Below are 25,756 nucleotides of genomic sequence, written 5' to 3'. Positions count from 1 at the left end.
GTACCGTACACTGTACGGCCGTGAGCTCTTCCACGGACCTGGCCCGGCACGCGGCGATCTTCCAGCCCGGCGACCCGCCACGATCGGGCCACGTGGCCTTCCTCGACCCCGCCGGCGACGACCTGATCACCATCGCAGAAGCGGGCGGACCGGGAGAGCCTGGCGAGCCCGGCGCCAGGGCCGTCCCCGCCACCCTCGTCCCCGTCGGCACGGCGGTGGCCACCCTGGCCAGGGCCCGCAAGGACCCCGCCGCCCACCCGGCCGCCCGTTTCTGGGGCGGCGCGGCCCTCATCGCGCTGCAACTGCTCACCCGCGGACGCATCCTGCCCGGCGTCTCCCCCGGCGACCACGACTCCTGGCGCGCCGGGCCGCTGGACGCCGACGACCTCCAGCGCGTGCGCGAACTGGCCGCCGCCATGCCCGCCGCCGCCCGCGCCGTCCCGGTGGAGGGCACCGGCGAGCTGCTGCTGCCGGACGCCGAGCCTCTCGTGCGCGCTTTCCTCGACGCCGTCGCCGACGCCATGCCGCGCTCGCCCGGCGCCGTGCGCGCCACCGGCTCCGCCGCCTACGCCGCGGTCAAACCGGTCAAGGTGCCCCACCTGCGCGGCTGGGCGGAGGAGGTCTCGGCCGGGCTGGACGCCGGCCTGCGGCTGTCGCTGCGCATCGAGGCCGACGACCTGGCCGCCGCCGAGTCCGCTGCCGAATTCAGGGCCGTCGTCCAACTGCACGGCCTGGCCGACCCGTCCCTCGTCGTGGACGCCGCCGACCTGTGGCAGGGCGCCGACCCCGGCTTCGGGCCGCGCGCCAGGATCGAGGCCACCCTCGCCGTGCGCCGCGCCGCCCGCGCCTGGCCCCGGCTGGAACGGCTGCTCGACAGCGCCGTGCCGGACGAGCTCACCCTGTCCGACGGCGACGTCGAACAGCTCCTGGCCGGCGCCGCCGACCGCCTGGCCGCCGCCGGCGTGGACGTGCACTGGCCCAAGTCCCTGGTACGCGGCCTCAGCGCCCGCGCCGTCATCGGCGACCGTGACCCCGCGCCCTCCGACATGCCCTCCTTCCTCGGCGGCCACCACCTGACCAGCTTCGACTGGCAGCTCGCCCTCGGCGGCGAACGCCTGAGCGCCGCCGAGATGGACCGCCTGGCCGAGGCCCACCGTCCCGTCGTCCGGCTGCGCGACCAGTGGGTGCTCATCGACCCCGACCTCGCCCGCCGGGCCCGCCAGCGTGACCTCAAGCCGCTGACCGGCATCGAGGCGCTCGGCGCCGCCCTGACCGGCACGGTCGAGGTCGAGGGCGAGCAGGTGCCGGTCGAGCCCACCGCCTGGCTGAACGAGCTGCGCGAGCGCCTGTCCGAACCCGCCGACGTGGTGCAGCCCGAGAGCCTGGCCGCCACCCTGCGCGACTACCAGCTCGCCGGGCTGCGCTGGCTGGCCAGGATGACCTCGCTCGGCCTGGGCGCGTGCCTGGCCGACGACATGGGCCTGGGCAAGACGATCACGCTCATCGCGCTGCACCTGCACCGCGCCCAGGAGCAGGCCGCCGGTCCCACGCTCGTGGTCTGTCCCGCCTCGCTGCTGGGCAACTGGGAGCGCGAGATCACCAGGTTCGCGCCGGGCGTGCCGGTACACCGCTACCACGGCCCAGGACGCACGCTCGCCGGCGAGGGCTTCGTGCTGACCACGTACGCCACCATGCGCCTGGACGCCGCCGCGCTGGCCGCCCACCCCTGGGGCCTGCTCGTCGCCGACGAGGCCCAGCACGTCAAGAACCCCGCCTCCGGCACCGCCAAGGCGCTGCGCGAGATCCCCGCCGCCGCCCGCGTCGCCCTGACCGGTACGCCCGTGGAGAACAACCTGTCGGAGCTGTGGGCCATCCTCGACTGGGCCACGCCCGGCCTGCTCGGCCCGCTCCCCAAGTTCAGGGCACGCTGGGCCAAACCCATCGAATCGGGCGACGGCGAGACCGCCGAGCGGCTCTCCCGGCTCGTCGGGCCGTTCCTGCTGCGCCGCCGCAAGAGCGACCCCGGCATCGCCCCCGAACTGCCGCCCAAGACCGAGACCGACCGGCCCGTCGCCCTCACCACCGAGCAGGCCGGCCTGTACGAGGCGGTCGTCCGCGAGATCATGGCCCGCATCGCCGAGGCCCAGGGCATGGCCAGGCGCGGCCTAATCGTCAAGCTGCTCACCGGGCTCAAGCAGATCTGCAACCACCCCGCCCATTACCTGCACGAGGCCGACCCACGCCTGCCCGGCCGCTCCGGCAAGCTCGAACTGCTCGACGAGCTGGTCGACACCATCGTCGCCGAGGACGGCGCCGTCCTGGTCTTCACCCAGTACGTCGCCATGGCCCGCCTGCTGGATCGCCACCTGACCGCCCGCGGCGTGGCCACCCAGCTGCTGCACGGCGGCACCCCCGTCGCCCGCCGCGAGGAGATGGTCCAGCGCTTCCAGGACGGCAGCGCCCCGGTGTTCCTGCTCTCGCTCAAGGCCGCGGGCACCGGGCTCAACCTCACCCGCGCCGACCACGTCATCCACTACGACCGCTGGTGGAACCCCGCCGTCGAGGACCAGGCCACCGACCGCGCCTACCGCATCGGCCAGACCAGGCCCGTCCAGGTGCACCGCCTCATCGCCGAAGGCACGATCGAGGACCGCATCGCCCAGATGCTCACCGCCAAGCGCTCGCTCGCCGACGCCGTGCTCTCCTCCGGCGAGGCCGCCTTCACCGAGCTGACCGACGCCGAGCTCGCCGCCCTCGTGGAGCTCAGATGACCCCCGCCGCCCCTGGAGCCCCGATGACCGCCGACGCCGCCCGCGGCTTCCCCGCCTTCCCCCCGCAACGCGCGGGCGCCCGCTTCGCCACCACCTGGTGGGGCCGCGCCTGGGTCCAGGCCATGGAGGAAACCTCCCTGGACCACACCCTGCTGCGCAAGGGCCGCGCGTACGCCAAGACCGGCCAGCTCGGCCCCATCACCGTCAGCCCAGGCCGCCTGGCCGCCGTCGCCGAGAGCGAGTACGACACCGTCGTCCGCGTCGAGCAGCTCGGCGACGCCGCCTGGGAACGCTTCCTCGACCAGGTGGCCGCCAAGTCCGGGCACATCGCCGCCCTGCTCGACGGCGACATGCCGCACGACCTGGTCGAGGCCGCCGAGTACGCGGGCGTGCCGTTGCTGCCCGCCGTCGGCGACCTGGAGCCCGAGTGCGGCTGCCCCGACTGGGGTCACCCGTGCAAGCACGCCGCCGCCCTGTGCTACCAGGCGTCCTGGCTGCTGGACGCCGACCCGTTCGTGCTGCTGCTCCTGCGCGGGCGCGGCGAACGCGAGCTCGTCGAGGCCCTGCAGCGACGCGGCGCTCCCTCCGCGCGGCCGGCGGCGGTGGCGGGGGTGCCGGCCGCGCGGGCGTACGCGATGGGGGTGCCCGCGCTGCCCGACCCGCCGCCCGCCGACGTCCCGCGGACGCTGCCCATCTGGGCGCCGGCTCCCGGCGTGGACGTGGCCGCGCTGGCCGGGCTGGCCGCCTCGGCCGCCGCGCGGGCCCGCGAGCTGCTGCTGCACGGGCGCCTGCCGGAGCTGAGCGAACACCAGGACCACGTCAGGCTGGCCGCCGAGCACGACCTCGGCGGGCCTTCTGAAGCCGCCGTGCGGGCCTGGCGGTACGGCGGCGCGGACGGCCTGGACGCCCTCGAAACCGCATGGACGCCGCCGCGCCGCGACGTGGCCAGGGCCCAGGCGCTGCTGGCGGCCGCCTGGGAGGGCGAGACCCCGCCGGAGGTGCGGATCTGGCGCAACCGCTGGACACTCGGCTCCCTGCAACTGCGCTACGGCCGCGACGGCCGCTGGTACCCCTTCACGCTGCGCGAAGGCGAATGGTGGCCGGCCGGGCCGCCCGAGCGCGACCCGGCGGCGCTCATCTCCTGAGCGCGGCGGGTCAGGTGGCCACCGAGACGACGTGCCGCACCGAGGTGGCGTCGCCGATCAGCTCCAGCATGCAGGCGGCCAGGTCGGCGCGGGTGGTGTTCATGCCGCCCCTGAGGTTGCGGTCGACGGCCGTGCGGTAGGAGCCGGTGAGGCCGGCGTCGGTCAGGCGGGACGGGCGCACGATCGTCCAGTCCAGGTCGGCGGCCCGCAGCAGCCCTTCGGCTCGGGCCAGGTCGGCGTAGGAATGGCGGAACAGGCGCTGGACGATGAGCGGTTTGAGCACGTACCGGACCAAAGGCCCGTCGTCGGGGCCGGTCACCATGCCCGAGGCGCTGACCATCAGCAGGCGGCGCGAGCCGGTGCGGCCCATGGCGGCCATGATGGAGGCGATGCTGGCGGAGTGCACGGTGGTGGGGCCGCGCTCGCGCGTGCCCATCGCGCTCAGCACGGCGTCGCGGTCCTTGACCGCCGGTACGACGGCGTCGGCGTCCATGACGTCGGCCTCCACGACGTCGAGGCGGTCACGCAGGCCGGCGGGGAGCCGGGAGGCGTCGCGGACGACCGCCGTCATCTCGTGGGCTTGCGCCAGCCCCTGACGCAGGAGCTCAAGACCGGTGCCGCCGGTCGCTCCGAAGACGGTGAGCCTCATGCCGATCCGCTCCTTCTTAAGGGTGAGTAAGTGTCCACTCACCCACCATAGCGCCCAGCCGTGCCGCCCGCTCTAGAGCGCGGCGGCGATCGGTTCGAGCCCCGCGATCAGCTCGTCGAGCTCGTCCGCGCCGAGCACGTCGTACGCCGGCGCGGCCAGTTCGTCGGTGAGCGCCTCGATCCGCTCCTTGGTCTCCCGGCCGGCGTCGGTGAACCCGCCGGTGGCGTCCACGAGACCGCGGCGGCGCAGCCCGTCGACGACGGCCGCCAGCCGCGCCTTGGGCAGGTGGTGGATCCGGCCGAACTCCTCCGCTCTCATCCCGAGGGCGAGAGCCATGAGGACGTGGGCCTCGGTGCCGCCGATGCCGTGGGCGACCAGCACGGCGTTGTGGCCGTCGCCCCGGTGCTCCCGCAGCAGCGTCGCCGCGTGCCACAGCCTGGCCACCGGCTCATCGGGCACGTCGAGTTCCCTGAGCCCGGCGTACAGCGCCCGGCCCTCGGCCGTCGCGCTGAGCGCCGCCCGGGTGGCGAGGTCGGCGGCCCGCACCAGACCGGGGGCGCCGGCGAGCTCCCCGATCCGCTGCCGCAGCACGGCGGCGCTGCTCCGCTCGCGTACGGCGATCGCCTCCTCCGGGCTGATCTTCCCCCAGACCCAGGGGATGTGGCGCGCCACCTCACCCTCGGTGAAGTTGTAGAAGACCGCGTGCACCACTCCGGCCGGCGCCTGGCCCAGCGGCGCGGCCCGGCCCGCGAAGTATCCGTCCCAGAAGTTACGCATGCCGAGCGCCATGAACGCCTCGTTCACCGCCTCGGAGAAGGTGATGGTGGCGATCGGCTCCAGGAGCTCGAACATGCGGTGGATCTTGGCCTTCGGGTGCGGCAGCATCGGTCGGTCTCTCCCTCGGTCGTGACGGCGCCCCTCGCGGGCGGCCCTTCACCCTGGCTACGAACGACGCGGACCGGATCCGACAGCTGCGGCCGATGATTTTCCGGGTCTGAAATTGGTCCTCGATCAGGTGGTCAGATCGGACCTTATCGAGGGTACCGATTCCTGCCAGTCTGAGGGCATGATCACAGCGACCTGCTTCGACGGCCAGGTGCTCACCCCTGGCGACGCCGGCTACGACAACGCCCGTACCGTCTGGAACGCCATGATCGACCGGCGGCCACGCATGATCGTCCGCGCGGCGGGCGTCGCCGACGTGGTCGCCGCCGTGCGGCTGGCCCGGGAGCTGGACCTGGAGATCGGCGTCCGCTGCGGCGGCCACAACGCCGCCGGGTTCGCCGTGCCCGACGGCGGTCTCATGATCGACCTGACGCCCATGGGCGGCGTGCGCGTCGACCCGGCCCGCCGCCGCGCCCGGGTGCAGGGCGGCGCCCTGCTCGGCGCGCTGGACCGGGCCTCCCAGCCCTACGGCCTGGCCACCACCGCCGGCAACGTCTCCCACACCGGCGTCGGCGGGCTCACGCTCGGCGGCGGCATGGGCTGGCTGGCCCGCCAGTACGGCCTGGCCTGCGACAACGTCGTCTCCTACACGATGGTCACCGCCGAAGGCGACGTGGTGACCGCCAGTCGTACCGGCAACCCCGACCTGTTCTGGGGCCTGCGCGGCGGTGGCGGCAACTTCGGCGTCGTCACCGAGTTCGAATTCGAGCTGCATCACACCGGCACGCGGACGCTGGTCGCCGAGTTCGACTTCCGCGCCGAGGACGCTGTCCCGGTCATCGAGGGCTGGCGCGACCTGAACGCCGTCGCGCCCCGGCAGGCGACGTTCACCGCCGGCGTCTCGGGCACTCCCTCCGGCCCGATCGCTACGGTGGGGTTCGTGTGGGTCGGCGACCCGGACGAGGGCCGCCGGCTGCTGCCCGCGATGCGGGCGCTCGGGCGGCCCATAGCCTCCCGCGTCACCACGCCGTCGTACCTCGAACTGCAGCAGCGTGAGGACTCCACCGGCGGGCACGCCTACCGCCGTTACTCCAAGGCGCACTACCTGCGCAGCTTCCCCACCGCGGCCATCGAGGCGTTCCTGCTGCGCGGGGCCTGCGATCTGAGCGCCGGCCTGGACCTGCCGGGGGTCGGTCTGCAGGCGCACGGGGGTGCGATCGCCGAGGTGCCGGGAGAGGACGCGGCGTTCAGCCACCGTGACACGATGTTCGAGTTCGGGGCCGGCTCCCGGTGGAGCGACCCGGCGGAGGACGACGTCAGGATGGGGGCCGCTCGTGCCGCGGGGGCCGCGCTCGAACCGTATGCCAGCGGGATCTACGTCAACTCCCTGACGGCCGACGAACTGGCCGACGGGCAGCGTGGGGTGCGGCGGGCCTACTCGGCGGCGAAGCTGGCCAGGCTGACCGCGGTGAAGACGGCGTACGACCCGGCGAACGTGTTCCATCTGAACCAGAACATCCGTCCCGCCCAGTGACCGGCCCAATGATCGGGCCCAATGATCGGGCCCAATGATCGGGCGCAGTGATCGGGCGCAGTGACGGGGCCAGGTGACAGGGCCGCGTCAGGAGCCCCGTACCTCCCTGATGGCCGTCGCGAGCAGCGCGACCCCCTCGGCGATGGCGCTCTCGCCGAGGATGGCGTAGCCGAAGATCAGGCCACCGGGCCCGGCGGGGGCGATCCGGAACGGCCCGACGCCCTGGATGCCGAGCCCGTGCCGGGCGGCCGCCGCCACCACCGCCGCCTCGTCCAGGTCGGGCGGGAGCCAGGCGACCACGTGCTGCCCGGCGGCGATCCCGGCCGGCCGCAGCTCCGGCAGCCGGGTGCGCAGCGCGTCCAGCAGCGCGTCACGGCGGCGCCGGTACACCGGCCGCATCCGGCGCAGGTGACGGTCGAACTCGCCGCGGCCGAGGAAGTCGGCGAACGTCAGCTGGTCGATGACCGCCGAACCCCGGTCGGCGAGCACCTTCGCCGCGGCGACGTCGGCGACCAGGTGGGCGGGCAGCACCAGCCAGCCGAGCCGCAGCCCCGGCGCGAGCGTCTTGCTGGCCGTGCCGCAGTAGACGACGTGATCGGGGGCCAGGCCCTGCATGGCGCCCACCGGAGACCGGTCGTAGCGGTACTCCGCGTCGTAGTCGTCCTCGATCACGATCGCGTCGCGGCGCCTGGCCCAGCGGATCACCTCGGCCCTGGCCGCCGCCGACAGCACCCCACCGGTCGGCCACTGGTGTGACGGCGTGAGGACCAGCGCGTCGGCGTCGGCCAGATCGAGGGCGTCGATCCGGACGCCTTCCTGGCCCACCGGGACGCCGATCACGTCGAGCCCGGCGGCCTCGGCCAGCGGGCGGGCGTCGTCGGCGGAGGAGGGGTCTTCCACGGCGATCCGCCTGGCGCCGCGCCGCGCGAGCACCTGGATCAGCAGTGAGATGCCCTGCGCGTAGCCGTTGCAGACGACCGTGTGGCCGGGGGCGGCCAGGGTGCCGCGTACCCGGTTGAGGTAGTCGCACAGGGCCTGGCGCAGTTCGGGCACGCCCCGCCCGTCGAGGTAGGCGAACCGGTCGTTAGGCGTGGTGGTGAGCACGCTGCGGACCGAGCGCAGCCAGGCGGCCCGGGGGAACTGCGACACGTCGGTGCGCCCGTACCCGAAGTCGACCCTGAAGCCGGGGCCGGCCGCGGCCGGCCGCGCGCCGGAAACCGCGGGGTCGCCGGCGGCCGGCGGGATCGACGCGGCGACCTGGGTGTAACCGCCTGACCGGCTGGTCAGGTAGCCCTCGGCCACGAGCTGCTGGTACGCCTCCACGATCACCCCGCGGGAGACCCCGAGCCCGGCGGCGAGGGTGCGGCTGGGCGGCAGCGAGGCGCCGGCGCGCAACCGGCCGGCCCGGACGCTCGCCCGGATGGACGCCTCGATCTGCCGGTGCAGCGGCACTCCGGCATCACGGTCGAGTTCGATGAGCAGGTCCTCGGCCGGTCCGGAACTGGTCCTCGATCGCCCCACGGATCGGACCCTATCGGCGGGTACCAATTCCTGCCACCCGAGCGACCTACGGCGTTTCGCCCGGCTCGTCGGCCAGCAACCGGCGCAGAAGCTCCTCGTCGCCCGGATGCAGCTCGTTCACGAACCGCCGCAGCACGGTCGCGCGGTCGTCCTCGGCGTCGAGCAGGGCGCTCATCCGCTGCGCGACCAACCCGGCGGCGTCGGTGAGCGCGCCGTAGCGGTAGGCGCGCCCCTCCCTGCGGCGGGTGACCGCCTTCCTTCTGTGCAGGCGGACCAGCGTGGTGACGACGGCGCTGTAGGACAGCCCGCCCTCGGGAGCGAGGAGATCGCGGACCTGACCAGGGGTGAGCGAGCGCCCCGCGTCGCGCAGGGTGGCGAGGATCGCCGCCTCCAGCTCGCCGGGCCGGCGGCGCCGGCCGTGATCGGGAGAACCGCCGGCCGGATCTTCCTTCATCGCGCCCACCCTACCGGGCCGCCTGGCTAGTTAGGTGAGCCTATGTTAACTTCTACAAGCGTGTAGCAGGGCGGCGTGTCGGTCCCGCTCGCTCGAGCATTGGAGCAATGGTGTTCGCCAGCTTTCTCATCGGCCTGCGCGAAGGACTGGAGGCGGCCCTGGTCGTCTCGGTGCTGGTCGCCTTCCTGGTCAAGAGCGACCGCTCGGACCGGCTGCCGCACGTCTGGACCGGCGTGCTGGCCGCCGTGGCGCTCTCTGTCGGTTTCGGGGCGTTCCTGACCTTCACCGCCGCCAGTCTCGGCCACACCGGGCAGGAGCTCTTCGACGCGATCACCTCGCTGCTGGCCGTCGTCTTCGTCACCTGGATGATCTTCTGGATGCGGCGGGCCGCCCGCGCGCTCTCCGGCGAACTGCGCGGCAAGCTCGCCGGCGCACTGGAGCTCGGGCCGGCGGCCGTCGTCGTCATGGCCTTCCTGGCCGTGGCGCGCGAAGGGCTGGAGACCGCCCTGCTGTTCTTCGCCTCCGTACGCGGCGCGACCACCTCGGCCCAGCCGCTCATCGGCATCAGCCTCGGCCTGCTCGCCGCGGTCGCGCTCGGCTACGGCATCTACAAGTCCGCCGTCCGCATCAACCTCACCAGGTTCTTCACCTGGACCGGCCTGCTGCTCATCCTGGTCGCGGCCGGCATCTTCAAGTACGGCGTGCACGACCTGCAGGAGGCGAACATCCTGCCCGGCCTGAGCACCTACGCCTTCGACCTCAGCGCCGTCCTGCCCGCCGACTCCTGGTACGGCGCCCTGCTGGCCGGAATGCTCAACATCACCCCGCAGCCCAGCGTCGCCGAGACCATCGCGTGGGCCGCCTACCTGCTCCCCACGCTCTTCCTCTTCCTGCGTCCCTCGCGCACCCAGCCTTCCCCCGCGCCCGCGGTCTGAACAGGAGCACCATGTCCGTCACCATCCGTCTCACCACCGGCGCGCTCGCCCTCGCCGCGCTGACCGCCTGCGCGGCGGAGACCCCCGCCCCCGGCGCGGCGCCGAAGCCGGGCAAGGTCGCCGTGGCCGCGAGCGACACCGAGTGCAAGGTCGCCGTCTCGGAGGTCCCCGCGGGCACCAGCACGTTCGCGATCACGAACGGTGGCAGCAAGGTGACCGAGTTCTACGTCTACGCCGCGGGCGACCGCGTGCTGGCCGAGGTGGAGAACATCGTCCCCGGGCTGACCCGCGAGCTGATCGCCGAGCTGCCGGCCGGGACGTACGAGACGGCGTGCAAGCCCGGCATGATCGGCAAGGGCATCCGCAACCCGCTGAAGGTGACCGGCGAGCACAAACCGCTCACCGCCGACGCCAAGCTCGCCGAGGCCACCAGGAGCTACCAGCGCTACGTCAAGTCGCAGAGTGACACGCTGCTGGTCAAGACGCAGGAGTTCGTGGACGCGGTCAAGGCGGGCGACATCGGCAAGGCCAAGGAGCTCTTCCCTGTCTCGCGTACGTACTGGGAGCGCATCGAGCCGGTGGCGGAGATCTTCGGCGACCTCGACCCGGCCATCGACGCCCGCGAGGCGGATCTGGCCGACGGCGAGGAGTGGACCGGCTTCCACAAGATCGAGAAGGATCTGTGGATCACCAAGGACGTCAGCGAGGACGGACCCGTCGCCGACAAGCTCATCGCCGACGTCAAGACCATCGTGACCAAGGCCAACGCCGCCGAGCTGACCCCGCTCAACCTGGCCAACGGCGCCAAGGAACTGCTCGACGAGGTGGCCACCGGGAAGATCACCGGCGAGGAGGACACCTGGTCGCACACCGACCTGTGGGACTTCGACGCCAACCTCCAGGGCTCCAAGGCCGCGGTGCAGGCGCTGCGCCCGGTGCTGGAGGAGCGGGCGCCCGACCTGGTCAAGGCCCTGGACGAGAAGTTCGCCGCCGCCGAGGCCGAGCTGGGCGAGCACCGCAAGGGCGACGGCTGGCGACTGCACGACGAGCTGTCGAAGTCCGAGCTGAAGAGCCTGTCCGACGTGATCAACGCGCTGGCCGAGCCGATCAGCAAGATCGCACCGATCGTGGCGCGATGAACGGACGGCTGAGTCGCAGGAAGGTCTTCGGCCTCGGCGCGGCCGGAGTCGCGGCAGCGGGCGCAGGCGTGATCGCCTCCCGCTCACTCGTCCAGGAACCGACGGCCGCGCACGCCGGCACCGCCGACCCCTTCCCCTTCTACGGCGAGCATCAGGCGGGCATCGTCACCCCCGCCCAGGACCGGCTGCACTTCGTCGCCTTCGACGTCGTCACCGACAAACGGGCCGAGCTGGTGGACCTGCTGCAGGAGTGGACGGCCGCGGCCGCCCGGCTCACCCAGGGCAGGGAGGCCGGCGCCCTCGGCGCGGTCGGCGGCTCGCCCGAGGCGGCGCCCGACGACACCGGTGAGGCGCTCGGACTGCCCGCCTCGGGGCTGACGCTGACGATAGGGTTCGGCCCGTCCCTGTTCGACCGCCGCTTCGGGCTGGCCGCCAGGCGCCCCGCGGCCCTGGCCGACCTGCCGAAGTTCCCCGGTGAGCAGCTGGTGCCGGAGATCTCGGGGGGCGACCTGTGCGTGCAGGCGTGCGCGCACGATCCGCAGGTCGCCGTGCACGCCATCCGCAACCTGACCAGGATCGGCTTCGGCAAGGTGTCGGTGCGCTGGTCGCAGCTCGGCTTCGGCCGTACGTCCTCCACCTCGCGCGCCCAGGTGACCCCGCGCAACCTGATGGGCTTCAAGGACGGCACCAACAACATGAAGCTGGAGGACGCGGACCTGCTCCGCGACCAGCTCTGGGCCAGGGCGGAGGACGGCGCCGGCTGGATGGCGGGCGGCAGCTACCTGGTGACCAGGAAGATCCGCATGATCGTCGAGACGTGGGACCGCACCTCGCTGCGCGAGCAGGAGGAGATCTTCGGCCGCAGCAAGGGCGAGGGCGCGCCGGTGGGCAAGAAGAACGAGTTCGACCCGGTCGACCTGGCGGCCATGCAGCCGGACGCCCACGTACGGCTGGCGCACCCCAGCAGCCACGGCGGCGCGCACCTGCTGCGGCGCGGCTACAACTACGTCGACGGCTCCGACGGGCTCGGCCGGCTGGACGCGGGGCTCTTCTTCATCGCCTACCAGCGTGATCCGCGGACGCAGTTCGTACCGGTCCAGATGGGGCTGGCCAGAGCCGATCGCCTCAACGAGTACATCAAGCACGTGTCGAGCGGCGTGTTCGCCTGCCCGCCCGGCGTCAGGGACGCCGGGGATTATTGGGGGCGCGCCCTGTTCGAGTGAGGGCGGTCTGAGCTTGTTCTTTATCCTCCCGATCGTTGCGGCGCATCGACGGTTCGCCGTGCCCACCTGCGGAAAGTCTCCGCGACATCGCTTCACTCCTGCGGCGCTTCACCCGCGGGTTCACGACGAACAGCCCGCAGCGCTCGGGATCAGTGTTGCGGGCCCCGGCAAAGCCCCGTGACCGGGGGCCTCCGTCCGCCTCGGCGAGGCTACCGCTCGCGCGTCTTCACCCGGATGCGCTCTGGTCTCTGGCCTCGTGGTAGCGCGCCCAGCCTTCGTCGAGAAGCCGGAACCCTGCGTCGATGGTCGATTCCGGACTTGCCTCGTGGGCGGCGCTGAGCTGGATCTGCAGGGCGAAACGGACGTAGAAGCGGATCTCGTCGGTCGGCTCCGTGTGCCCGAGCTCCTCGGCGATCGCGGCAACGAGGGCGCCCTCATGGCGGAACCACATCTTCTCCGCGTAATCGATCAGGGCCGGTGTCTCTTCCATGAGGGTGAGGATCCGGCGTTGGGGCCCGGACCTCATCGCGGCGATCTCGGAGAGGTAATGCGCCTTCAGCGCGTCGGAGATCGTCGTCCCCGGCGCCCGGCCGCTGACCGCGGCCACGAGGCGCTCATGCCGTTCGTCCTCGTCGCTGAAGACGAGCGCCTCCTTCTGCGGGAAATGCGTGAAGACCGTCTTGGGTGAGACGTCCGCCTTGTCGGCGATCTCGCGAACGCTGACCCCGTCGAAGCCGCGCTCGAGAAAGAGCGTCGTCGCCGCGTCCAAGATCGCCGCCCGCGTTGCTGCCTTCTTGCGCTCCCGCCGTCCCACGGCCGTTCCGTCAACCATGACCAGATCCTACTAGTGCCGAACTCCAACTACATTGACGGTAAAAGTAGTCTCGGTGTAATAAGTGTGCAAGTGAAGTTATCGGGTGGCTGGGATCCCCCTGCTGCGGCGACTCGGCACGAACTCGCACCGACCCCGGCGAACCAGCGCCGACACCGGAAAGGACCATGACCATGGCCGGCAACATCAACCCGTTCTCGAGCCTCGAACGAAACGAACCCGCGAACGACGCAAAGCCTGAAGCGCTCGTCCCCGACGCGCGCCGGCCTTGGCAGCACCGAACCGCGGGAGCTTTGCTCATCGCGGGGCCGATGATCTTCCTACCCGCCGAGTTCATCGCCGCCGCGGCATGGACGGACCCGCCCTACAGCTACACGTACCACTTCATCAGCAATCTCGGAGTCCACGGGCCCTCGACACTGTTCGGGCAGCACATGTACTCACCGCTGGCATGGGTGATGAACACCGGTTTCTTCCTGTTCGGGATCACGATTCTGGCCGGTGTGGCCACGCTGCGCGGTCTACCCGGCCGACACCGCTGGGCAGCGCTTGCACCCGCGACGCTGCTGGCCGCCGGCGGCGTCCTGCTGGGATTGTTTCCCGGATCCGGCGAGGCGATGAACGCGACGGCGAAATAAGCAGATCGTCCTTCGAACGCCGCCTCAGCGCAGGACTGCGTCGCCTCAGCGCAGGGCGGCGTGGGCTCAATGCAGGGCGCCGTGGGCGAGGACGAGTAGTTCGACCAGATCGTAGAGCGCCTCTCCGGTCCAGACGAGCGAACTCACCGCCAGCACTACCGGAATGGCCGTCAGAACGCCGGCGGTCGGCCACGCCCGGCCGCCGGCGTTCGGGTGGCCGAGCAGCGCGGCGACCCTGCGCGGTATCGCGCCAGGGCGCCTCGGCCTGGCGAACGACGCGAACCGGACGTCCTTCAGCGGCGGCCGGCCGTGGGCGGCGAGCGCCGCCGTCCCGATCGCCCCGGCCACGACCGTACGATCGCCGACCACCGCAGCCGCCTGCTCGTCGGCGGCACGTTCGCTCAGGTAGCCGACCCGGCCGGAGACCCACCACAGCGCGGGGTGGACCGCGCCGGCCAGGTCGCTCAGCAGCACCAGCAGGGGATGGCCCTGAGCGAGATGCGCCCGCTCATGGGCGAGCAGCGCCTCGTACTGCCGATCGGTGAGGATCTTCCTCATCCCGGTCGTGACCACGACCTGGCCGGGCCTGCCCGGCACGGCGAACGCCTCCACCGCCGGGCTCCGTACCATGACCACCCCGTCGTGGGCTTCGGCCGCGGCCAGTCCCGCCGCCCAGGCGCGCCCGCCACGATGCCGCCGCACCACCCGGGCGGCGGCCACCGCCGCCCACGCCAGCAGGACCACGCACAACCACGGAACCCAGCGCACATGCCCTGTGTCGGCGATCACCGTCTGGTAGGACCATCCGAAATATCCGGCGATGACGGGAATCTCCGCCGCGGCTACAACGGTGAACGCCGCCACGTTGAGCACGCTCGCCAGCGCGGTCCCGGCCGCCGACCAGGCCAGCACCTTGGCCGCGCGCGCCGGGGGCAGCCGGTCGGCGAGCAGCGCGATGACCACGACCAACGCCACCGGAACCGCCACGACGGACCAGACGAAATGATCAAACAAGGCCGTACTCCAGAAGAAAGGTAACCCTAACCTAATGTCGAAGCAGACCGGAAGGAAGGGCAGGCGGCGTCGGCCAGGGCCAGGTGCGGCCCGAGCCTTATGCATCAAACTGTTTTGATGTATCGTCGCCTGCATGGCGAGTTCGCCCCCGTCCTTCGTGAAGCTGGCCGCCCATCCGATCCGATGGCGGCTGCTGACCGAGCTGGCCACCGGCGACCACCGGGTCCGCGAGCTGGTCGACCTGATCGCGCAGCCGCAGAACCTGGTCTCCTACCACCTGAGGCAGCTGCGCGGCGCCGGGCTGGTCACCGCCCGCCGCAGCAGCTTCGACGCCCGCGACAGCTACTACCACCTCGACCTGGAACGTTGCGCCCAGGCGCTGGCCGGCACCGGCGCCCTCCTGCACCCCGCGCTCCGCCTCGCCCCGGCCCCGCCCTCCCCCGCGCCGGTATCCGTTCGCCCGCCCGTCGTGCTGTTCACCTGCACCGGCAACAGCGCCCGCTCCCCGATCGCCGAGGCCCTGCTGCGCCATCACACCGCCGGCCGCGTCGAGACGGCCAGCGCGGGCAGCCATCCCCGCGCGCGGTTGCATCCGGAGGCCGTACGCGTCCTGCGCGATCGCCACGGCATCGACGTGAGCGACCGGCGGCCCCGGCACCTGGACACCCTGACCGGCCGCCGCTTCGACTACGTGATCAGCCTGTGCGACAAGGTCCGCGAGGTCTGCCCCGGCTTCGGGCCCCGTTCCAGGAAGGTGCACTGGAGCATCCCCGACCCCGCCGGCGGTGATCACCTCGCGTTCGACCGCGTCGCGGCGGAGATCGACAGCCGCGTCCGCCACCTGCTGCCCGTCCTCATGTCCCAGGAGGTCCTGCCATGACCGCACCCGCCCCCGAACAACTCGCCGGCGTCCGCTACCTCGTGGACGACGTGGCCGCCGCGGTCGGCTTCTACACCGAGCACCTGGGCTTCACCGTGCGCCTCGACGCCGCGCCGGCCTTCGCCGACGTCGTACGCGGGCCCCTGCGGCTGCTGCTGTCAGGACCGGCCAGCTCCGGCGCCCGCGCCACCCCCACCGGCCTCGGCGCCGGCGGCAACCGCATCCACCTCATCGTCGCCGACCTGGACGCTGAGATCACCCGCCTGCGTGCCGCCGGCGTGTCGTCGTTCGTCAGCGAGGTGGTCGCCGGCCCCGGCGGACGCCAGATCCTGCTCACCGACCCCGCGGGCAACCTCGTCGAACTCTTCCAGCCCGCCCAGGCCTGATCCCGGCCGGATCATCGGAGGATCCCGCTGATGGTCAGCGCTGTCTCCACTGCTGCTGTGACCCGCCGTGGCAGGTCCACTGCAGGACCTGGCCGCCCTCGGCGCGGCCCTTGCCGATCCGCTGGTCGGGCTCGGCACACCTGCCGCTGCGCCTGTTCTTGAGGAAGCCGGCCTTCAGCTGCGCCTTGTGCCACTGCTGCTGGGCGCCCCTGTGGCAGTTCCACTGCAGGAGTTTGGCGTTGTCGCCCTTGCCCTTGGTCGAGCCGGCCTGGTTGACCTCCAGGCACTTCCCGCTACGCTCGTTCTGGAGCTGGACGTAGCTGATCACGGTCAGTCCCGGCCCCTCGACCGTGCCTGTCTCCTCCGGATCGTCGGCTGCCGCTGTGGCAGCCGAGACGCCGGACAGGGCGAGCGCGGCAGCGGCGGCCAGGACCAGGATGCGTCGTACGGCGATGTCGGCCATGAGGACCTCTTTCGAATCGATCGAGCAGGACGTGGATGGCGCCTGCGATCACAGGCGCGCGCTCCCGGCGTCCTCGATTCCAGGGACGTCAAGCCCTTGTGGCAGGGAAGCCGACGCGGGCGGTCTGGGACCTGAGTCCCAGGGTCGTCAGGCCGCGCTCTCCGGCACGCCGGCCCCGGCCGGTTGGCGCTCTTGCGGCAGCCGGCGTTCGAGGCGCAGCATGAGGACCGCGCCCAGCGTCGCGAGCAGGCCGACGACGAGCCAGGGAAGCTGGTGGTGCCGGCTGAAGAGCAGGCCGAACAGGCCGGGCGCGACGATGTTCGCGACCGCGAAGGAGTACTGGAAGGCCGCCAGGTACGTGCCCCGCGACCCGGCCGGCGCCGCGTCGGCCGCCAGCGCGTTCGTCGCGGGCCCGGAGATCATCTCCGCGGCGGTGTAGACCAGCACCACCGCCACCAGGTACGGCACCAGCGCCTGCGTCGGCAGCAGCACGGCGGCCGCCGACAAGGCGCACCACAGCGCCCACAACGCGCCGGCCCAGGTCAGGGCGCGGGCGCGGGTGCCGTGGCGGCGGGCGAACCGGGTGAGGGACGCCGTGCAGGTGGCGAGCAGCAGCGTGTTCATGGCCAGGAGGGGGCCGGGCACCCAGTCGGGGCCGGACAGGCCCTGGACGACGTAGACGGGCAGCGACAGGGCGAGGAACGTGCTGCACAGGGCGAAGATCGTGCACGTACCGATCAGCGCGAGGTAGGGCCGGTCCCGCAGCAGCGCCCGGTGCCCGGAGGGGCCGTTCGTCGGCGGCCGGGCGTGCGGGAGCGCCGGCACGGCCAGCACCACCATGAGCGCGGCGGCCAGGAACGCCAGCGCGCTGCCCAGGATCAGCCCGTCGTAGACGCCCGTGGAGTCGAAGGCGAGCATCGCACTGGCCAGCAGTGCCCCGCCGCCGGCGCCCGCTTCCCTGATCATCCCCGTACGCGCGTACCAGTGATCCTTCGTCTCCCCCGACCCGGTGTGGTCGGCGTGGTCGGCGATGAGCGTGAAGATCGAGGACCAGTAGACCCGCGACCCCACCATCGTCACCAGGACGGCGGCCACCAGAGAGCCCGCCCCGGAGACCGTCAGGTAGAGCAGGAAGCCGACCCCTTGCAGCGCCTGGCCGCCCGCGACCACCAGCCGCGGCCCGAACCGATCGGCCAGCCGCCCGACGACGATCGGCACCGGCAGCGTCAGCGCCGTGGTCACGCTGACCAGCAGGCCGATGGTGGCCAGGTCCAGGTCGGTGACCTTGAGGAAGTACAGCAGGGACAGCGGGAGATACAGGCCCGTGCCCACGGAGTCGACCGCCACCGCCGTCAGCAGCGGCCACCGCCTCCGGCGTCTCCGCTCGACATCCTCGTCTTCCGCCGCCCGCGCCACGCGATGCACCGCCCTGGTCCCGTCCGATGATGAGCCCTATTTCCTAGCACGAGCGGTCCGGAATTCTCACCTGGGTTTTCGCGCCTGATCCCCCATGAGAGGGAGCCGCCCTCCCCGCCGCGGGGAGGCGACGCCCGGCCCGCGCTTCCTACGCTCGGGCCCATGAGCGATCCGAATCGTCCGCGGCGCTGGCCGGCGTACCTGATGGCGGCACTGTTCCTCGGCTACGCCGCCGGGAAGGCCGCCTTCGCCGCGCAGGCCCGGCTCGGGTTCCCGGGCGGGCCGCCCGTGTCGGCTGCCGAGACCGCCGGCTACTTCCTCGACCCGGCCACCGCACAGTGGCTCGCGGCCGCGACCGGCGTACTGGGCGCGTGCGTCGCCCTGGCCACGGTCACGCCCGCCGGCCGCAGAGCACCGAGGGCGTTGATGCTGCTCGTCCTGGCCGGGATGGGGCTGGCCGTCGCGGGCGGGGGCGGCATCATGATCGTGGACGGCTTCGTCGGCATCGGCGTGGGCTGGCGGTGGTACCACGGGGTTCTCGGTGCCGTCGCGATCGTCCTGTCCCTGGAGATGATCAGGTCGTACGCAAAGGCGACGAGACGTGTCCCGGCGTGAGGCCGCCGGCTCCCGTCCTACGAGAACATGCCCAGCCGCTTGGACACGAAGGCGAAGTACTCGCGTTCACTCATCGCAGCCGGCTCCGGATGCTCCAGGCGGCTGGAGATCTGCGCGACTGAACACCGGGCAGCCGAGCAGTTCGCTGAGAACCGTACGCTGCCTGCCGGTCAGCGGATTGAAGAACACCACCGCCGTGGCATCCGCCTCCGCGCGCTCCTGAGCGATCTCGCGGACTTTCCCCGTGCTCATGAGCGTCCTGGAGGAGTACGGCCGGCTCATGTTGCCCTTCCCCCCGGGAGCCCCGCCCTTCTTCCCACCCGAGATCCCCCGTCGCTGAACGAAGCACCCAACGACCCGGCCGCCCAGCGCAGCCACCTCTCCTGCCAGAGCGTCCGTCAACCAATGGTTGACGATTGGAATGCGTCAACCTATAGTTGACGGCATGCAGAGCAACGTACGTCTCGACGACCTCATCACCACGATCAAGGACCGCCACCCGGACGGCGACCCGCTCGGCGAGCTGTCCGACGCCGTCACCCTGGCCGAGCACATCGGCGAGGTCGCCGACCACCTCATCGGCCACTTCGTCGATCAGGCCAGGCGCTCCGGCGCCTCGTGGACCGACATCGGCCGCAGCATGGGGGTCAGCAAGCAAGCCGTGCAGAAGCGCTTCGTGCCCAAGAGCAGCGGCAACGCCAGTTCCCTTCAGGAGGACCTGCGCACCTTCTCCCGCTTCACCGACAAGGCACGCAGCGTCCTCGTCAAGGCACAGGAAGAGGCCCATACCGGCGGCCACGCCCACATCGAGGTCGGGCACCTGGTGCTGGGCCTGCTGCGCGAGCCCGAAGGGCTGGCCGCCACGACCATGGTGGCGCTGGGCGCCTCTTTGGACGCGGTCAGGGACGCCGTCACGGCCGACCTGGGCCCCGGCGACGGGCGGCCCGACCAGCCGACACCGTTCACCGCGCAGGGCAGAAAGGCCCTCGAACTGGCCGCCCGCGAGGCCCTGCGCCTCGAACACGACTTCGTCGGCACCGAGCACCTCCTGCTCGGCATCCTGTCGCTGGACGACGCGCCGGTGGTGCGCACGCTGGCCGGGCTCGGCGTGGCCAAGCAGCCCGCGGAGGCGGAGATCGTACCCGCGGTCGAACGGATCCTGCGCTCGAAGAACGCGTGACCCCGCCGGGCCGCCGCGGAACGAGATCGCTCTCTCATCTGGCGGCTGCTCGACGATTGAAATGATCCTCCCCGGGATGGACACTCGTGGCAGGCTTCCCCCGAAGGAGATTCGATGCTCACAGAGGCTCTGTCCGCTCTCGCCGCCACCGCAGCCACCACCCTGGTGGGCGCGATGGCCACAGACGGATGGGAGAGCGCCAAGTCGGGCTTCTCCCGCCTGTTTTCCAGGCGCGGCCAGGCCGAACTGGACAGGATCGACGCCCAGCTCGACACCAACGCGGGCCGGGTGGCGCGGAAGGACGAAGACCGGGTCCGCCAGGCGCTGATCGGCGCGTGGCAGCTGGAGGTCGAGGATCTGCTCGAAGAGCATCCAGAGCTGGCCGGCGAGCTGCGCGACCTGGTGACCGAGCTGCAGGCCGGGCTCCCGGAGAAGTCGATGACGTGGGTGCAGAACAACATCGCCCGCGACCACGGCAGGATCTTCGCCGCGCAAGGGGGCAACGTCATCATCCACGGCGACATCGACGACCCGGCTCGGTGAAGAAGCCGCTCTTCCGACAGACGGTCCAGGCCGAGGCCGGCTTCGCGTACGGCGTCATTGGGGCGGACCTGAACGTCTTCCAGGACGCGGGTCCCGTCTACACGCTGATCGAGCGGGCACGACCACCGGCCGTGGACGCCGCCTGGCTGCTCGAACAGCCCACCAGGCTGCTCGACGCCCGCCACGAGGTCGTCGCCTTCGACGGGCGCGAGGCCGAACTCGCCGACCTGACCTCGTGGCTGGAGGGGCCGCAACTGGCGGCGCGCTGGTTGCACGGCCCGGGCGGCCAGGGCAAGACCCGCCTGGTGTCCGCGTTCGCCGACCTGGTGGCTGAGCGCGGCTGGAAGGTCGTGACCGCCGCCCACCGTGCCGTCCCCTCTCCCGGGAGCCAGAACCTGCTCCCCGGGGCGGCGCCCGGCCTGCTGCTGATCGTCGACTACGCGGATCGGTGGCCCCTCTCCCACCTGAGCTGGCTGTTCGCCAACGCGCTGCTGCACGCTCATCGACGCACGCGGGTGCTGCTGGTGGCCAGGTCGACGCGGTCCTGGCCGGCGCTGCGTGCCGTACTGACCGAACGTGGCGCGCGAACCGGCGACCTACCGCTCGGACCGTTACCCCGGAAGGCGATCGACCGTGAACGGGTGTTCACCGCCGCTCACGACTGCTTCTGCGAACGGTACGGCCTGGCCGTACCGGATGCGGTTGCGCCGCCTCGCCTCGACGACCCCGGATTCGAGCTCGTGCTGACCCTGCACATGGCCGCCCTGGTAGCCGTCGACGCACGCGCCAGAGGCGTCAGCCCGCCCGGCGATCCGTCGGAGTTCTCCGCCTACCTGCTCGACCGCGAACGCCGCCACTGGACGGAGCTGCACGACAACCAGGCCCTGTCGACACCTCCGCAGATGATGGCCAGGACGGTGTTCACCGCTGTCCTGACCGGCGCCCAGAACTACGAGGCGGCGGCAGGGGTGCTGGGCGGGCTGGGCCTGCCGAGGCACCCGCACGAGCTGATCGACGATCATGCCGTCTGTTACCCGCCGGCCGAGCCGGATCGGGTCCTGGAACCGCTCTACCCCGACAGGCTGGCGGAGGACCTGCTGGCGCTGGCTCTGCCCGGCCATGCGGCCGGCGGCGCCGACCCGTGGACGCCGGGCGCGATCGCCGGGCTGCTGGCCCATGACGGCGACCCACCCGCCTACGCGGGACGGGCCATCACCTTTCTCGCCTCGTCGGCCACGAGGTGGCCGCACGTGGGCAAGAGCCTGGCCGACGTCCTTTCCGCGGATCCGGCCCTGGCGCTGGCTGGAGGTGGAGCGGCGCTCACCGCGCTCGCCGAGGTACCGCACCTCGATCCGGCGGTGCTCGACGCGGTCGAGAGGCTCTTCCCCGAGCGCAGGAACATCGACCTCGACGCTGGAATCGCTGCCGTCGCCGAGCGCGTCGTCGCCTACCGCCTGGCCACCGGCGTCGACCCGGCCACGCGAGCTGAGCTCCACGCCACTCTCGCGCGCCGCCTGCTGGTCGTCGACCGCACGCAGGACGCGGTCACCCACGAGGAGCGGGCGATCGAGGGCTACCGCGCCCTCGTGGGAGAGGACCCGGCGCGGTTCACGGGCCTCTTCGCCATCAACCTGAACAACCTCGCCAACCTGCTCATGGGCACCGATCGCGACGAGGAGGCCATGTCGGCCGTGGAGGAAGCGGTGGACCTGCTCCGCGGCCTCGACGACCCGTTCAACCTGGCGATGGCACTGGGCAACCGCGCAATGCTCGCCTACCAGCTGGACAGGAACAGCGAGGCGATCGAGTCGGCGCGGGAGGCCGTGCGGAACCACCGGCTGGCAGTGGCCGCCGACCCCGACGACCTCGACTTCCAAGGCGGCCTGGCCATGGCCCTGGGCAATCTCGCGTACCTGCGGATGACGCTGAAGCGGGGCGAGGAGCAGGCGATCGAAGCCTCGCAGGAGGCGATGACGCTGAGCAGGCGGCTGGCCGAGGCGGACCCTGACGCGTTCGGGCACCGGGTGCCGACGATGCTCGGCACGCACGCCGCCCAGCTGTTCACCGTGGGACGCCACGATGACGGGGTGCGGGCCGCGATCGAGGCCGTGGCGCTGGCGCGTGAGACCGTCGCCAGACACCCGATCCGCACCTTCCAGTCAGCGCTGGCCAGGAACGTGGTGAGCTTGATGGGCATGTACCAGCGGCTGGAACGGTGGGAAGAGGCCCTCGCCATCGGCCAGGAGCACCTGGTCGCCGTCCGAGACTTCGGCGGTCCCCTGCTCACCAACATGCTCGCCGGGATGGCGACCGTATTCACCGCGCTGGACAGGCAGGAGGAGGCCCTGCCCTACGCGCGGGAAACAGCGGAGCGGCTGCGCGCGGCCGTCACGGAGGAGGATCCGGCCGATCCGGACGCACAGGCAGCGGCCAGGCTGGAGCTGGCGCGAATGCTCGACCAGTTCGTCACCCTGCTGGTCGCGCTGGGCAGGAAGAAGGAGGCCGTGGGCGCCGCCGGCGAGAGGGTCGCACTCTACGAACGGCTCGTCCAGGATGTCGGCGTGCTCAGAGCGGTGATCGACCTGCATCTGGCCCGCGAGCAACTGGCCAGAGTCCAGGGCAAGCGCAGGCGTGCGGCGGCCGAGGCACGGGAAGCGGCGCGGCTGCAGGACCAGATCGACAACATGTTCCCCAATCTGTTCGCGAACCTCTTCGGCCTTGGCCAGGACGAACCGCCAAGGCGTGCCATGAACCTGCGTACCAAGGTCGGCCTGGTGACTGCGCCCGCGCTGGGGGCGGTCGCCTTCGTCCTCAGCTTGACGGCTGGGAGGGGGCCACTGGAGGCGACGCTCAGCGGGGTTGCGGTGGCGGTCCTGTTCTGGCTGGTCCGGCCACGTCCTCGAGGATGAGGCCGGCGCGGCTTCACGACCTTCGCAGTGCGGCCCGCATGCTGGAACGGATGTTCCGACAACGTCTTGCGCTGCCGGTCTTGCGCTGCCGGTCTTGCGCTGCCGGTCTTGCGCTGTCGGCGAAGACGTTCCGCCGTGGGCGATGACGGGTCCCGTACGGCTGATGCGGGGGCGATCGTTGAGGAGGCGAGGTACCGGGCGAAGGAAGGGAGGCATCGGCGCGATGGCGGTGACGGAGGTGTCAGGACCGGCCGGATGGATGGCGGCGGAGGTCCGTGACGGCGGCGACTGGCAGGTCCACCTCGACGAGCGAGCCCAGCGGGAGATCCTCGACGCCGCAAGGACTGGGCCGGGTGCCGGGCGATTCCGGCTGCCGACGCTTGGACCCGTCCTGAGGGAGGTACGTGAGCGGCTCGTGCACGGCCGCGGGTTCGTGCTGCTGCGCGGCGTGCCGGTGGGTGAGCTGAGCGAGCGGCAGTGCGAGGCCGCCGCGCTGGGTCTGACCGGCCACGTCGGGCAGATCATCCCGCAGGGCCCGGACGGGGCGCCGCTGAGACACGTACGCGACACCGGGGCCGACCCGGCCGGCGCCGTCACCCGCAGCTACCAGCACAGCGGGCGGCTCGGCTACCACAGCGACCCGTATGACGCCGTCGCCCTGCTGTGTCTGCGTCCGGCGCGGTCCGGCGGGCTCAGTTCCATCGTCAGCTCCGTCGCGGTGCACAACGAGGTCGTACGCACCCGCCCCGACCTGGCCCAGGTGCTCTACCAGCCGTGGTGGCACGACCGCCGCACCGGAGACGGCCCCGACAGCTTCTACACCAAGCCGCTGTGCACGCCGCGCCCGGACGGCGGGGTGTCCTTCGCCTACGGCCCCGACTACCTGCGCTCGGCGCTGCGCGGCGCCGGCGTGCCGCCGCTCACCCCCGCGCAGGCAGAGGTGATGGAGCTGCTCGACCGGCTGACCGCCGACCCCCGCTTCGCGCTGACCATGGACCTGCGGCCCGGTGACCTGCAGTTGCTCAACAATCACGTCGTCCTGCACAGCCGCACCGCCTACACCGATCACCCCCAACTTGAACGCCGCCGTCACTTACTGCGCCTCTGGCTGGCGACGTGACGGTGGCCGGTGGGGGCGCGGCGGGCGTCGGCGCCCGCGAGCGTCAGGCTTGGGCGGTGGGTCTGACGACGATCTCGCTGATGTCGACGCCCGCCGGCTGCTCGATGGCGAAGCCGATCGCCGACGCGATGGCCGACGGCGGGATGGCGATCTCGTCGCGTTGCCGGATCATCGCCGCTGCCGTCTCAGGGGCTGCCCCCTTGCCGACCCCCTCCGTGTTGGTGAAGCCGGGTGAGACGAGGGTGACGCGCAGGTCGGGCCCCGACTCCTGGCGCAGCGCCTCGGTCAGCACCTTGACCGCCGCCTTGGTGGCCGCGTAGACGCCCTGGGGCGATTTCACGACGTAGGCCGCGGTCGAGGCGACGTTGACGAACTGGCCCGAGCGCTGCCGCCGGAAGACGGGCAGGGCCGCGCCGATGCCGTTCAGCAGGCCGGTGACGTGGGTCGCGACCATCGCGTCCCAGTCGTCCTGGCGCAGGTCGTCGAAGGGTGAGACCGCCATCGTGCCGGCGTTGGAGACCAGGACGTCGAGCCGGCCGTACCGGTCGATCGCCGTGTCCGTGAGCAGCCGCAGATCCTCGCGGCGCGTCACGTCGACGACTTCCCCGACGGCCACGCCGCCCTGGGCGACGATCTGGTCCACCACCTCGCGCAGCCGGTCCTTCCTGCGCGCGCCGAGCACCAGCCGGGCGCCTCTCTCCGCGAGGTACGTCGCCGTGGCCGCGCCGATGCCGCTGCTGGCGCCCGTGATCGCCACCACCTTTCCTGCGATGCCTGTCATGATCAGCAGTCCTTTCCCGAGGTACGTGTGCAGGCCAGCCGATGACCTACAGTGGAAGTGGAGGCGCCACCACTTATTGGCAGCGTAAGTGGGCACGCCTCCGTTTAGCAAACGGAGAGGGGACGACGGGCCGCAGATGAGCCAGAACGCACCGCGCCCGTTGCGGGCCGACGCGCGCCGCAACCGGGACAAGATCATCACGGCCGCGGCAGGCGTCTTCGCCGAGCAGGGACTGGACGCCCACCTGGAACGCATCGCCAAGGAGGCGGGCGTGGGCACCGCCACCCTGTATCGCAACTTCCCCACCCGGGAGGCGCTGATCGAGGCGGTCTACCGCAACGAGGTGGCTCAGTTGTGCGACGCCGTACCGGATCTGCTCGCGGCGCATCCGCCCTACGAGGCCCTGCGCGCCTGGACGCGGCTCTTCCTCGACTACGTGACCGCCAAGCTCGGCATGGCCGACGCCCTGCGCGCCATCGCGGCCACGGGCGAGAACCCCTACAGGCACAGCCGGGAGATGATCGAGGACGCCATCACCGCCCTGATGGACGCCTGCCTGGCCGCCGACCTGATCCGCACCGACATCAGCCCGGCGGACCTGGGCGCCGCCCTGGCCGGCATCGCCCTCAGCTCGGCCGCGCCCGAGCAGCGGGAGCAGGCCGAACGCCTGCTCGATCTCACCCTGGACGGCCTCAGGGTTCGCTCGTGACACCACTTCCGTCG

General features: G+C 72.0%; 25 protein-coding genes. 15 read left to right on the top strand and 10 right to left on the bottom strand.

The genetic code is table 11. The annotated features are described in order from the left end of the window. Positions 1–20 precede the first annotated feature (20 nt). Both AB0C28_RS31140 and AB0C28_RS31135 read left to right on the top strand, forming a co-directional pair. Positions 21–2,771, top strand: a complete 2,751-nt coding sequence (locus AB0C28_RS31140) for a DEAD/DEAH box helicase (protein WP_358079504.1) — start codon at positions 21–23, stop codon at positions 2,769–2,771. Positions 2,772–2,794: 23 nt separating this feature from the next. After that, positions 2,795–3,916: an SWIM zinc finger family protein gene (locus tag AB0C28_RS31135; protein ID WP_358079502.1), complete on the top strand. Its 1,122-nt coding sequence runs from the start codon at positions 2,795–2,797 to the stop codon at positions 3,914–3,916. 10 nt (positions 3,917–3,926) lie between these two features. On the opposite strand, the gene AB0C28_RS31130 is transcribed toward AB0C28_RS31135, so the two are convergent. Both AB0C28_RS31130 and AB0C28_RS31125 read right to left on the bottom strand, forming a co-directional pair. Further along, on the bottom strand, positions 3,927–4,565 hold the full coding sequence (locus tag AB0C28_RS31130) for an NAD(P)H-binding protein (protein WP_358079500.1): 639 nt from the start codon (positions 4,563–4,565) through the stop codon (positions 3,927–3,929). Positions 4,566–4,637: 72 nt separating this feature from the next. Then, complete coding sequence (locus AB0C28_RS31125) at positions 4,638–5,450, bottom strand: helix-turn-helix domain-containing protein (protein ID WP_358079498.1); 813 nt, start codon at positions 5,448–5,450, stop codon at positions 4,638–4,640. A gap of 181 nt (positions 5,451–5,631) precedes the next feature. Between AB0C28_RS31125 and AB0C28_RS31120 the strand changes: the two genes are divergently transcribed. Beyond that, positions 5,632–6,984 (top strand): FAD-binding protein, encoded by a 1,353-nt coding sequence (locus AB0C28_RS31120; protein WP_358079496.1) that lies wholly within the window; start codon positions 5,632–5,634, stop codon positions 6,982–6,984. A gap of 87 nt (positions 6,985–7,071) precedes the next feature. Here AB0C28_RS31120 and AB0C28_RS31115 read toward each other — a convergent pair whose 3' ends face one another. Both AB0C28_RS31115 and AB0C28_RS31110 read right to left on the bottom strand, forming a co-directional pair. After that, complete coding sequence (locus AB0C28_RS31115) at positions 7,072–8,505, bottom strand: PLP-dependent aminotransferase family protein (protein ID WP_358079494.1); 1,434 nt, start codon at positions 8,503–8,505, stop codon at positions 7,072–7,074. Positions 8,506–8,551: 46 nt separating this feature from the next. Next, a complete protein-coding gene (locus AB0C28_RS31110) occupies positions 8,552–8,959 on the bottom strand; it encodes a BlaI/MecI/CopY family transcriptional regulator (protein ID WP_357860887.1) in 408 nt (135 codons plus the stop codon). Between the two features lie 107 nt (positions 8,960–9,066). Between AB0C28_RS31110 and efeU the strand changes: the two genes are divergently transcribed. From efeU to efeB, 3 genes are read left to right on the top strand one after another with little or no spacing between them, the layout of a single operon-like run. Beyond that, on the top strand, positions 9,067–9,894 hold the full coding sequence (gene efeU / locus AB0C28_RS31105) for an iron uptake transporter permease EfeU (protein WP_358079492.1): 828 nt from the start codon (positions 9,067–9,069) through the stop codon (positions 9,892–9,894). 11 nt (positions 9,895–9,905) lie between these two features. Continuing rightward, the gene (efeO, locus tag AB0C28_RS31100) at positions 9,906–11,033 is read left to right on the top strand and encodes an iron uptake system protein EfeO (RefSeq protein WP_358079490.1); all 1,128 of its coding nucleotides are present in this window, start codon (positions 9,906–9,908) and stop codon (positions 11,031–11,033) included. Continuing rightward, positions 11,030–12,256, top strand: a complete 1,227-nt coding sequence (gene efeB / locus AB0C28_RS31095; RefSeq protein ID WP_358079488.1) for an iron uptake transporter deferrochelatase/peroxidase subunit — start codon at positions 11,030–11,032, stop codon at positions 12,254–12,256. Before efeO ends, efeB begins: the two co-directional genes overlap by 4 nt. A 226-nt stretch (positions 12,257–12,482) precedes the next feature. On the opposite strand, the gene AB0C28_RS31090 is transcribed toward efeB, so the two are convergent. Continuing rightward, positions 12,483–13,088, bottom strand: a complete 606-nt coding sequence (locus AB0C28_RS31090) for a helix-turn-helix domain-containing protein (RefSeq protein ID WP_357860899.1) — start codon at positions 13,086–13,088, stop codon at positions 12,483–12,485. Positions 13,089–13,261: 173 nt separating this feature from the next. On the opposite strand from AB0C28_RS31090, the gene AB0C28_RS31085 reads away from it, so the two are divergent. Further along, a complete protein-coding gene (locus tag AB0C28_RS31085) occupies positions 13,262–13,726 on the top strand; it encodes a DUF998 domain-containing protein (RefSeq protein WP_358079486.1) in 465 nt (154 codons plus the stop codon). Between the two features lie 66 nt (positions 13,727–13,792). Here the strand turns inward: AB0C28_RS31085 and AB0C28_RS31080 are convergent, their stop codons facing one another. After that, positions 13,793–14,740, bottom strand: coding sequence for a M56 family metallopeptidase (locus AB0C28_RS31080; protein ID WP_358079484.1), 948 nt, complete (start codon positions 14,738–14,740; stop codon positions 13,793–13,795). 133 nt (positions 14,741–14,873) lie between these two features. Between AB0C28_RS31080 and AB0C28_RS31075 the strand changes: the two genes are divergently transcribed. Next, positions 14,874–15,620 carry an ArsR family transcriptional regulator gene (locus AB0C28_RS31075; protein ID WP_357860908.1) on the top strand — a complete coding sequence of 249 codons (747 nt, stop codon included), beginning with the start codon at positions 14,874–14,876 and terminating at the stop codon, positions 15,618–15,620. After that, positions 15,617–16,006, top strand: a complete 390-nt coding sequence (locus AB0C28_RS31070) for a VOC family protein (RefSeq protein WP_357860911.1) — start codon at positions 15,617–15,619, stop codon at positions 16,004–16,006. Before AB0C28_RS31075 ends, AB0C28_RS31070 begins: the two co-directional genes overlap by 4 nt. A gap of 34 nt (positions 16,007–16,040) precedes the next feature. On the opposite strand, the gene AB0C28_RS31065 is transcribed toward AB0C28_RS31070, so the two are convergent. Then, positions 16,041–16,469 carry an RICIN domain-containing protein gene (locus tag AB0C28_RS31065; RefSeq protein ID WP_358079482.1) on the bottom strand — a complete coding sequence of 143 codons (429 nt, stop codon included), beginning with the start codon at positions 16,467–16,469 and terminating at the stop codon, positions 16,041–16,043. 147 nt (positions 16,470–16,616) lie between these two features. Continuing rightward, positions 16,617–17,894 (bottom strand): MFS transporter, encoded by a 1,278-nt coding sequence (locus AB0C28_RS31060; protein WP_358079480.1) that lies wholly within the window; start codon positions 17,892–17,894, stop codon positions 16,617–16,619. Between the two features lie 153 nt (positions 17,895–18,047). Between AB0C28_RS31060 and AB0C28_RS31055 the strand changes: the two genes are divergently transcribed. Beyond that, on the top strand, positions 18,048–18,500 hold the full coding sequence (locus AB0C28_RS31055; protein WP_357860923.1) for a hypothetical protein: 453 nt from the start codon (positions 18,048–18,050) through the stop codon (positions 18,498–18,500). Positions 18,501–18,566: 66 nt separating this feature from the next. On the opposite strand, the gene AB0C28_RS31050 is transcribed toward AB0C28_RS31055, so the two are convergent. Next, the gene (locus tag AB0C28_RS31050) at positions 18,567–18,782 is read right to left on the bottom strand and encodes a hypothetical protein (protein WP_357860925.1); all 216 of its coding nucleotides are present in this window, start codon (positions 18,780–18,782) and stop codon (positions 18,567–18,569) included. A gap of 163 nt (positions 18,783–18,945) precedes the next feature. Between AB0C28_RS31050 and AB0C28_RS31045 the strand changes: the two genes are divergently transcribed. The 4 genes from AB0C28_RS31045 (at position 18,946) to AB0C28_RS31030 (ending at position 24,252) form a co-directional block, all read left to right on the top strand. Then, positions 18,946–19,680: a Clp protease N-terminal domain-containing protein gene (locus AB0C28_RS31045; protein WP_357860928.1), complete on the top strand. Its 735-nt coding sequence runs from the start codon at positions 18,946–18,948 to the stop codon at positions 19,678–19,680. Positions 19,681–19,794: 114 nt separating this feature from the next. Continuing rightward, entirely contained in the window at positions 19,795–20,223 is a 429-nt protein-coding gene (locus tag AB0C28_RS31040; RefSeq protein ID WP_357860931.1) for a hypothetical protein, read from the top strand. Continuing rightward, positions 20,220–23,132, top strand: coding sequence for a hypothetical protein (locus AB0C28_RS31035; protein ID WP_358079478.1), 2,913 nt, complete (start codon positions 20,220–20,222; stop codon positions 23,130–23,132). Before AB0C28_RS31040 ends, AB0C28_RS31035 begins: the two co-directional genes overlap by 4 nt. A 223-nt stretch (positions 23,133–23,355) precedes the next feature. Next, positions 23,356–24,252, top strand: coding sequence for a TauD/TfdA family dioxygenase (locus tag AB0C28_RS31030; RefSeq protein ID WP_358079476.1), 897 nt, complete (start codon positions 23,356–23,358; stop codon positions 24,250–24,252). Positions 24,253–24,295: 43 nt separating this feature from the next. Here AB0C28_RS31030 and AB0C28_RS31025 read toward each other — a convergent pair whose 3' ends face one another. Beyond that, complete coding sequence (locus tag AB0C28_RS31025) at positions 24,296–25,033, bottom strand: SDR family oxidoreductase (RefSeq protein WP_357860940.1); 738 nt, start codon at positions 25,031–25,033, stop codon at positions 24,296–24,298. Between the two features lie 136 nt (positions 25,034–25,169). Here AB0C28_RS31025 and AB0C28_RS31020 point away from each other — a divergent pair, with 136 nt between their 5' ends. Next, positions 25,170–25,742, top strand: coding sequence for a helix-turn-helix domain-containing protein (locus AB0C28_RS31020; RefSeq protein ID WP_357860943.1), 573 nt, complete (start codon positions 25,170–25,172; stop codon positions 25,740–25,742). The last annotated feature ends 14 nt before the right edge of the window (positions 25,743–25,756 follow it).

The organism is Nonomuraea sp. NPDC048892 (genome assembly GCF_040649735.1).
Taxonomy (GTDB): Bacteria; Actinomycetota; Actinomycetes; order Streptosporangiales; family Streptosporangiaceae; genus Nonomuraea; species Nonomuraea maheshkhaliensis.
The sequence above is the reverse complement of the archived record's forward strand: the minus strand, read 5'-3'. Positions and strand labels throughout refer to the sequence as shown.